The sequence below is a fragment of the Acidimicrobiales bacterium genome (assembly GCA_035533595.1).
Taxonomy (GTDB): Bacteria; Actinomycetota; Acidimicrobiia; order Acidimicrobiales; family Bog-793; genus DATLTN01.
Map to the genome: position 1 here is coordinate 1 of DATLTN010000050.1, position 8,588 is coordinate 8,588.

Sequence of the window (8,588 nt, forward strand, 5' to 3'; positions counted from 1 at the left end):
CTAGCGACGGGCCGCTCGCGCCCTTGCCCATCTCCCCTACGTCTCACGTCTCAGGGCAACCGATCGCCTCGGTTACCGCTGCGCAGATTGCCCTCAGCGTGCTCGGGGACATCCTGCCGACGCGCCTCACCACGCTCGCTCGGGAGACCAGCTGAGGTTGTCGAGATTCACGACGGAGGTCCTGCGGATGCCATCGGCCTCGGTCAGGGCAACCTCGGTGTTGAGGCCACGCACCGTCGAGGTGACCGGGCCGACGATCACCGAGTGCAAAAGCCGTCCGAGGGGATCCCGTGTGAGCACGACCGGGCGGCGTTTGTCCTGCTCAGCCAGCCAGATCTCCCCTCGCGGACCCCTGGCGCGCTCATTGTCCTCCGGCCACTCAGCCTCTCAATCCGTGTCGTCGGCGAGGTCGCTCCAGTCGGGATTGGCTTGGCCGAGCGCGGCCTCCTCATCAGTGGGAGGCGACCTCGTGTAGGCCCTCACGTCATCGAGCACACGGTGACGACGGATCAACTCGGAGAGCGCGACGTCGACGGCCGCCGAGGCCGAGGAGACCCCCAGCACGGTCCGCGCCTCGGACAGCCTGGCCCGGACCGTCCGGCCGCTTCGCGAAAGCTTGCGAGGTCGCCCCACTCGTCTGGTTCGTCCAGCGGATGAACGTCATAGGCGGTATAGCTGGCATCGATCTCGGCAGCACGATTGACCGCGATGTACGCCTTTAGTGCGGCATCGAGAAGGGCTGCATCAGAGAGGTCGGGATGCAGCCGCCGTGCTCCAGCGAGTCGCTCGCCGTCCACTGTTGTGCTCACCCTGACGCGGCCCATGGACTAATTGTGCCCTGAAGATGCCACAGCTCTGTCGCCGAAACCCACCTTGCGAGACTGTCGCTCAACCAGCGGCGGGCGGGCAGGTCATCGCTCGCGCGGGACCAGCCGGTAGTCGGCGCCACGGCGGGCCATGGCGGCGCGGATGCGCGGGCCGTCGTCGCCCTCCCAGACGCAAAGCGGGGCAGAGAGGCGCGCCGATGCTGCCACCGCCTCCGCGCCGAGGGTGGAGAGCCCCTCTGAGGAGGCGAATCCGGCCATCTCCACCGCGAGATCGCGCATCGGGACGATCGTGACGTGCTCCGGCAACCCAAGGAGCGCCGCCGCGAGCTGGCGCCTGCGGGCCGCAGCCCAGCTCCCGGTCAGCGCACCGCCGGAGGCGGCGAGAGCGCTTCGGCACAACCGATACAGGTAGAGGTTCGTCGTCGCCGGCTCGGACCCCTCGAGCAGCGAAGCCAGCGCGCCGCCCACCTCATCGGCAAGTAGGTCGCGCAGCAGGTGGTCGTCGAGCAGCACGGTGCTCACGTCGTTGACAGATCGGGGTCACCGTCGAGCGCCCGGACGAAGCGTTCGTGCTCCTCGCGCGAGAGCAGGTCGGCGAGCAGCCGGCGCGCGCCGCCGCGGGGAATGGTGAGCACCGCGAAGCCGAGGTCCACGACGTCGACGGGCCCACCTTGGTCGAGGCCCCAGCGGTGGCGGACCGCGGCGGGAAGGGACATCTGTCCCGAGGAGGACACGAGGAACTCCTGGACGTTCGTCATGGTGCCGATGATACTTGGTAAGGACATCACCGTTACCAAGTGTGGTTGGACTTCGCGAGCTTTGTCGAGCGATCGACGAGCGAGGCCACGGTGACCGCCGCCTCGCGCTGCATCCCCGGCAGCGCGTGCGAGTAGGTGTCGAGCGTCAGCGTCACCGAGAAGTGGCCGAGGCGCTCCTGCGCGATCTTCGGCGAGATCCCTGACGCCAGCATCGCGGTCGCATGGCTGTGCCGCAGCCCGTGCAGGCCGATCGTCGGCAGCCCCGTGCCGGCCACCAGTCCGGCGAACGTGCGGCTGACGTTTGCGGGGTGCAGCGCAGCACCCTCGGCGCCAACGAAGACCGGTGCCGCGCCGTCCTCGCCGCCGAGCGACGCGGGGCCGAGCTCGGAGAGCACGCGGCCCCGCCACCGCCGGAGCTGGGCGGTCGTCTCGGGATCGAGGTCGATCGTCCGCCGTCCCCGGACGGACTTCGGCTCGCCGAGCACCGGTCGGTTCCCGACGAGCACGAGGGAGCGCCGCACGGCGATCCTTGCCTGGTCGAGGTCGACGTCGGACCAGTACAGGCCGAGCGCTTCGCCTCGGCGCAGCCCGGTCATCGCGACCAGCCGCCAGAGCGGAGCAAGCCGGTGGGTGTTCGTGAACTCGAGGAAGCGACCGATCTGCTCGGGGCTCCAGGCACGGATCTCCGGCCGGCGCGCGCTCGGCCGGTCGGCGAGGGAGGCCGGGTTCTTCTCGAGCATGCCCCGGCGAACGGCGTCGCCGAGACAGCGGTGAACGAAGGCGTGCACGATCTGCACCGAGCGGCCGCCGAGCGGCCGGCCACCCCGGCCGCCGCGCTCGAGCAGCTCGCCGTACAGCGCCTGCAACGCCAGCGGCTCGATAGCTCGGAGCGGGACCGCTCCGAGGCGCGGCTTCACCCGCTCCCAGTTGATGCGGTAGAGGTTGAGGGTCCCCGGACGGACGCGCACGGCCTGTGCCGGAAGCCAGCTCTCCTCGACGAACGAGCTGAGCGTCGGCTCGCCGCGAAGCTCGGAGCCGTTCTTTTGCGGGGCGGACGCCTCCGCGGCGCGCGCCGCTCGCGCCTCGGCGATGGTGCGGAATCCGCCCACCCAGCGCTGGCGTCGCCTGCCCGTCTTCGGGTCACGCCCGAGCGAGACGACGTAGGTGTAGCTGGAGCCGCGGCGGTAGATGCCGGGCACGGCGGTGCGAGTCATGGCGTTCGGCACGGTCACTCCCCTCTCGCTGCCGCGGGCTGGCGCCCGGGCGGAGGACAGCGACCTGTCGAGTGCGGCGATGCTCGCGCCGGGCTGTCTCAGCCAGGCCGCGATCCGCCGCTGCGGTGCGGCCTCGCCCCCCCGATCGGGACGGTCGACCAGACGGTCTTGCCGGACTCGGTCAGCCGCACCCCCCAGCGCCGGGCGAGGCGGGCCACCAGCTGCACCCCCCGGCCGTGCTCCTCGACGGAACCCGGCCGCATCAGGCGCGGCAGGCGCGCGGTGCCGTCGCTCACCTCGAGGTGCAGGTCCGGTCCGGCCAGCCGCAGCCGGACCGAGACGGGGCGGCCGCCGTGGACGACCGCGTTCGTCACCAGCTCGCTCGTGATGAGCTCGAGGGCGTCGATCGCCCGTTCCGAGGCGCCGTAGCTCCCCAACGCCTCAATGACGCGCCGCCGCGCCTCGCCGATCGCGCCCGGCGCGTCGTCGACCTCGAAGGCGAGCGTCTCGCGGCGCGTGCCGCCCGACGTTCGCGCGACGAGGAGCGCGATGTCGTCGTCGGAGCCCTCGGGGCTCAACACCTCCACGAGCTCGGAGGTGAGCCGCTGCGGATCGTCGCGGGCGCCCTCGACGACGGCGACGGCGCTGTCGATCCGTTCGTCGAGGCCCACGTCGCGTCGTTCGACGAGGCCGTCGGTGTAGAGGAGGATCATCGACCCGTCCGGGAAGGGGATGCTGGCGTGCGGCCAGACCTCGGGCCCCGTGCCGAGCGGTGGGCCGAGCGCTCCTGCGAGGCGCCGCGCCGGCGCGCCCGGGACGGCGACGATCGGCGGCAGGTGGCCGGCGAGCGCGTACTCGAGCGTCTCCTCGGCGGCGTCGTGCACGGCGTAGACGCAGGTCGCGATCTGACCGTCGCGCAGGTCGCGCACCGTCGTGTCGAGGTGGCCGAAGAGGGCGCCGGGATCGAGGTCGAGGCTTGCAAAGGCGCGCACCGCGGTGCGCAACTGCCCCATCACCGCGGCGGAGCGCACGCCGCGCCCGACGACGTCGCCGATCACGATCGCGGTGCGGCCGGCACCGAGCTCGATCACGTCGTACCAGTCGCCGCCGACGCGGCTCCCCCGCTCGCCCGCCTGGTAGAAGGTCGAGATCTCGAGCCCCTCGATGCCCGAGATCTCCGGGATGAGGCTCCGCTGCAGCTCGTCGGCGATGTGATGCTCCTGGGCGGCAGCCTCCCGGCGCGCCCGCTCGAGCTCGAGGTTCGAGCGCACGCGCGCCACGAGCTCGAGCGCGGAGAAGGGCTTCACCAGGTAGTCGTCGGCGCCGGCGTCGAGGCCCTCCACCGCGGCGTCCTCACCGGCGCGCGCGGAGAGCATGATCACGGGGATGCCGGCGGTGAGCGGATCGCTGCGCAGCGCGGTGAGCAGCCCGAAGCCGTCGAGGTTCGGCATCACCACGTCGGTGAGCACGAGCGACGGGGGCCGGCGGCGGGCCGACTCGAGCGCGAGCGCGCCGTCGGCCACGGCCTCCACCTCGTACTGCTCGCCGAGGAGCGACGTCACGTAGCGGCGCATGTCGGCGTTGTCGTCCGCGACGAGCACCCGCAGACGTGGGGCCTCAGACGACGGCGCCCCGGCGGCTGACGGCTCGCCGGGCGGTGCCCCGCTCTCCAGCCAGCGCAGCGCCTCTTCGACGTAGCCCGCGGCGACCCCGTCGACGGACTGCAGGTCCTCCCCGCCCGCGACCTCGCCGGAGGGGAGCTGCACGGGGATGGAGACCGTGAAGGTCGTCCCCACTCCGGGGGCGCTCAGCGCCGAGACGGCCCCACCGTGCAGCGCCGCGAGCTCGGCGACGAGGGCGAGGCCGATGCCGGAGCCTTCGTGCGAGCGCGAGCGGGCGCCCTGCACCCGGTGGAAGCGCTCGAACAGGTGCGCCTGGTCGGCGGCGGCGATCCCGATGCCCGTGTCGGCCACCTCGAGCGCGAGGACGCGCACGCCTTCGGGGTCGGTGGTTTGCGCGAGGCGGACGGCGATCTCGCCGGCGAAGGTGAACTTCAGCGCGTTCGACAGCAGGTTGAGGCAGATCTTGGTCCACATCTCCCGGTCGACGAGGACGTCGTGGCCGAGCGGCTCGACCTCCACGCGCAGCTCGAGCCCCGCGTGCTCGACCGCGGGACGGAACATCTCCGCGAGGCGGGTGGTGAGCGCCCCGACGTCCACCGCCTCGGCGTGCACCTCGACCCGCCCCGACTCGAGGCGGGAGAAGTCAAGGAGCGTGTTCACGAGCTTCAACAGCCGCTCGGCGTTGCGCTGGATGAGCTCGACGCGCGCCCGCTGCTGGGCGTTCAGCTCGTGCTCCTCGTCGGAGAGCGCGTCCGACGACGGCCCGAGCAAAAGGGTGAGGGGGGTGCGGAACTCGTGGCTCACGTTGGTGAAGAAGGTCGTCTTCGCGCGGTCGAGCTCGGCGAGCTCCTCGGCGCGGTGGCGCTCGGCCTCGTAGGCGCGGGCGTTCACGACGCTCGCCGAGAGCTGGCCGGCGACGAGGGCGATGAAGTCCGCGTACGGCGCGTCGAAGGGGCGGTAGGGGTTGAGGCCGGCGACGAAGGCCCCGTAGGGGCGCTCGTGGGGGCCGGCGCGCAGCGGCACGACGTAGGCGCTCGCGGGTGGGTCCTCCCACACCCCGCTCGGCAGGTGCTCGAAGCGCCCGGCGAGGCCCTCTACGCGCATTGCCACCCCTGCCGCGGCATCGGCGAGCGGCCAGGCGTCGGCGCTGTCGACCTCGACGAGGTCGGGCGCGACGGTGTCGGCCGCCCCGACGCCGGCGCGGGCGACGAGGTGGGCGAGGCGGCTCTCGTCGTCGAAGAGGTAGGCGGCCGAGAACGGGAGCGGGGCGAGCGCGCCGGAGAGCTGCCGCTCGGCGGCGGCGAAGACCTCTTCGAGGCTGCGGGCGTGGCCGAGCGCGGCGTTGAAGTCGCGCAGGATCGCGAGGCGCTGCTCGCCGAGGACCCGGTCGGTCTCTTCGACCACCACGCACAGCATCCCGACGATCTGGCGGTCGTCGTCGCTGAGGGGACTGTAGGAGAAGGTGTGGTACGTCTCCTCGCGGTAGCCGTTGCGCTCCAGGAAGAGCTGCAGCGACTCGTCCCAGCTGGCCACCCCCGAGGTCATCACCGCCTCGATGCGCGGGCCGATGTCCGGCCAGATCTCCGCCCACACCTCCGAGGCCGGTCGCCCGAGCGCCCAGGGGTACTTGGCGCCGAGGGTGTCGCGCCGGTAGGCCTCGTTGGCGAAGAAGGTGAGCGTCGGCCCCCAGGCCATCCACATCGAAAAGCGCGAGGAGAGGACGACCTGGACGATCGTCTTCAGGCTCTGCGGCCAGCCCTCGACCGCCCCGAGCGGCGTCGCCGCCCAGTCGACGGCCGTGAGGTCCCGGCCGATCTGGCCGTAGGGAGCGAAGAACTCCGCCGCGCCCGGCGCCGCGGCGCCGGGCGCGCCGCTCGCCGTCTCGGGCCCGGCCACGTCGGCAGCCGCGGACCGGGCGCGCCGGCGCCGTTGGTTGCCGATCACCTGATGGCGCGGCTCAGACGGATCCGTCGGCCTCGAAGGACGTCGTCACCGATGGCTTCGCGAATGGCCCGCACCCGCGACTCGTCGCCCTCCGGGTCGACCCCGAGGTGGGTCTTCACGGCGGTGAATCCCTCCTCGACGTAGCGGGCCGCGGCTCGCGCCATCTCCTCCGGCGCCTCGAGCCAGTGCAGGTCCGAGGCATATGCGGGGATCGCACGGCGGCTCTGTCCGCCGAGGAGGCGGTGGACGGGGACCCCGAGGGCTTTGCCCATCACGTCCCAGCAGGCGATGTCGACTCCGCTGATCGCCGCGATCGCGGCGCCCTTCGGGTCGTACATCGCAGCGCCGTGAAATGCCTGTTGCCAGAGCTCTTCGACGTTGAAGGGATCCATGCCGACGACATGCCGCTTCAGTCGCGCGATCACGCCCGGCGCCACCGACGGATCACACCCCGCTTCGCCGAGTCCGTCGATCCCTTCGTCAGTGACCACCCGAACCAACGAGAAGACCCGGCGCACCATCGTCTGCTTCGAGTTCCGGTGCGGATGGTCGAGCGTCTTCGCGAGCTGGATCAGCTCCAGATCAGTGATCTTCACGAACGACCCTTCTCACTGGAAACTCGCCAACTCATCGCTGTCCTTTCGCCTTCAGCTGGCGTGCGCGGGCTGGCGCTGGGCGCGAAGCGCGGCTTGGGGCTAAGCGCAGGGCCACCGGTCGCGTCGGCGAGCGGTGGCCCTCGGTTGTCCGCCTACCGGTGCGAAGGGGCCGGCGGCGCGCCCTGCACCTCGAACAGAACCTCGTCCTGGTAGCACCACCACCAGTCCTCGCCGGGCTCGAAGGACCGGATCAGCGGGTGCTCGGGATGCGCGTGGAAGTGCGCCGTGGCGTGGCGCCCCGGCGAGCTGTCACAGCACCCGACGTGACCGCACGACATGCAGAGGCGCAGGTGCACCCATTGCCCCCCGATGCGCAGGCAGTCCTCGCAGCCGTCCCCCGACGGCTTGACGTCGGCCACCTCTTCCAGGTGACTACAGGTAACCGGCACGGACCCCCCCTCAGCTCACCGGAGGCGGCACCCCGAGGGCGCTCTCGGTGAGCACGGTATCCCAGCCGCAGGCTTCGCAGGCCTGCGCCACGAACCTCCGCCCGAAATCGAGCGCCAGAGCAAAGGGGTCTTCGCTCCCGACGACGTCGTCCCAGTCGAGGACGAACTCGCCGAGGCCCTCTTCGAAGTGCGTCGGAGGCGCGAGGGCCGACGCCGCGAGGCGGTCGTTCGCCGGTAGGGCGTAGGCGTAGAAGGCGGCGCGCGGGTAGCGCAGGTCGCCCGGCCACCAGCCGACGGCGATCTGCTCGGCGTCTCCTGAGTTCCGCGTGATGAAGTCCCCGGACGCCGGTGCCATCGGCCGCCCGTTGAAGAACGTCACGGCGAGGTCAAAGGCGCCCCACCACGCGTTCACCGCACTCACGCGCCCGAGGAAGGGGGCACGGAGCGCTGTGAGCACCTGCGCGGCGCGCGTCGCTGCTGCGAAGTACGCGACGACCTGCTCCGGGTCGTAGGTCGCGTGCTCGCCGTCCTCGTCGAGCGGCCGGTGCCACGGGACCTCCTGCGGCCGGAGGGCGAGCTCGACCGGCCCAGCGAGCTCCGCGACCGCTCGCAGCACGCCCCGGGTCACCGTCCCGACGGCGCAGTCGGGGACGAGGGGGACCTCTCTCGTCCTTCCATCGCTGTGCTCGATCACCGCGGCGTGGGCCCGCAGGTCCAGCGCGACGACGAAGGCGCCGGAGCCGTCGGGAGCGGGGAGGGGGGATGTCTCCCACCCGCGGACCGAGAGGTGCAGCGCGCTGTGCCCGAGCTGCCGCTCGGGGGGCGCGAGGCGGGCCGCGAGCTTCCCGAGCACCTGCGTGTGGAGATGGAGCGTGTCGCGCGTCGCGCGCCAGGCGTCGTAGGGCAGCGCCGGCCAGCGCCGCCCTGCGCCAGATGAGGCCGCGGTGTTGCTCACCCGCACTGATCCCCCTCGTCCCGCACGCGCCCGACAGGCGCGATTGTGGCCCTATCAGTTGCCGTAGGGCCTGGGGGCCCTACGGCAACTACGCCTTGGCCGCTTCGTACTCCGGGGCGTTCTCGAAATAGACGACCCGCGAGTAACCGAGGTGCTTGAAGATCCGGTTCGACGCGGAGACGAGCATCGCCGGCTCGGACTTCGAGGTGTTGAAGCGCTGCAC

The 8,588-nt window shown here is 71.9% G+C and carries 8 protein-coding genes; all 8 read right to left on the bottom strand.

All coding sequences use genetic code 11. The annotated features are described in order from the left end of the window. Positions 1-387: 387 nt before the first annotated feature. Entirely contained in the window at positions 388-564 is a 177-nt protein-coding gene (locus VNF07_09415; GenBank protein HVB06445.1) for a hypothetical protein, read from the bottom strand. Between the two features lie 347 nt (positions 565-911). After that, positions 912-1,349, bottom strand: coding sequence for a hypothetical protein (locus tag VNF07_09420; GenBank protein ID HVB06446.1), 438 nt, complete (start codon positions 1,347-1,349; stop codon positions 912-914). Continuing rightward, positions 1,346-1,585 (bottom strand): AbrB/MazE/SpoVT family DNA-binding domain-containing protein, encoded by a 240-nt coding sequence (locus VNF07_09425; protein HVB06447.1) that lies wholly within the window; start codon positions 1,583-1,585, stop codon positions 1,346-1,348. The genes VNF07_09420 and VNF07_09425 overlap by 4 nt, the downstream gene beginning before the upstream one ends. Before the next feature lie 32 nt (positions 1,586-1,617). Then, positions 1,618-2,811, bottom strand: a complete 1,194-nt coding sequence (locus VNF07_09430; GenBank protein HVB06448.1) for a tyrosine-type recombinase/integrase — start codon at positions 2,809-2,811, stop codon at positions 1,618-1,620. Positions 2,812-2,897: 86 nt separating this feature from the next. Next, positions 2,898-6,317, bottom strand: a complete 3,420-nt coding sequence (locus VNF07_09435; GenBank protein HVB06449.1) for a SpoIIE family protein phosphatase — start codon at positions 6,315-6,317, stop codon at positions 2,898-2,900. 44 nt (positions 6,318-6,361) lie between these two features. Next, the gene (locus VNF07_09440) at positions 6,362-6,961 is read right to left on the bottom strand and encodes an enolase C-terminal domain-like protein (GenBank protein HVB06450.1); all 600 of its coding nucleotides are present in this window, start codon (positions 6,959-6,961) and stop codon (positions 6,362-6,364) included. Positions 6,962-7,113: 152 nt separating this feature from the next. Further along, positions 7,114-7,380: a UBP-type zinc finger domain-containing protein gene (locus tag VNF07_09445; GenBank protein ID HVB06451.1), complete on the bottom strand. Its 267-nt coding sequence runs from the start codon at positions 7,378-7,380 to the stop codon at positions 7,114-7,116. 40 nt (positions 7,381-7,420) lie between these two features. Further along, positions 7,421-8,365 carry a DUF5996 family protein gene (locus VNF07_09450; protein ID HVB06452.1) on the bottom strand — a complete coding sequence of 315 codons (945 nt, stop codon included), beginning with the start codon at positions 8,363-8,365 and terminating at the stop codon, positions 7,421-7,423. Between the last annotated feature and the right edge of the window lie 223 nt (positions 8,366-8,588).

Bases quoted from the DNA above. Each gene is read 5' to 3' on its own strand.
- VNF07_09425 (HVB06447.1), bottom strand. From the start codon at position 1,585: ATGACGAACGTCCAGGAGTTCCTCGTGTCCTCCTCGGGACAGATGTCC.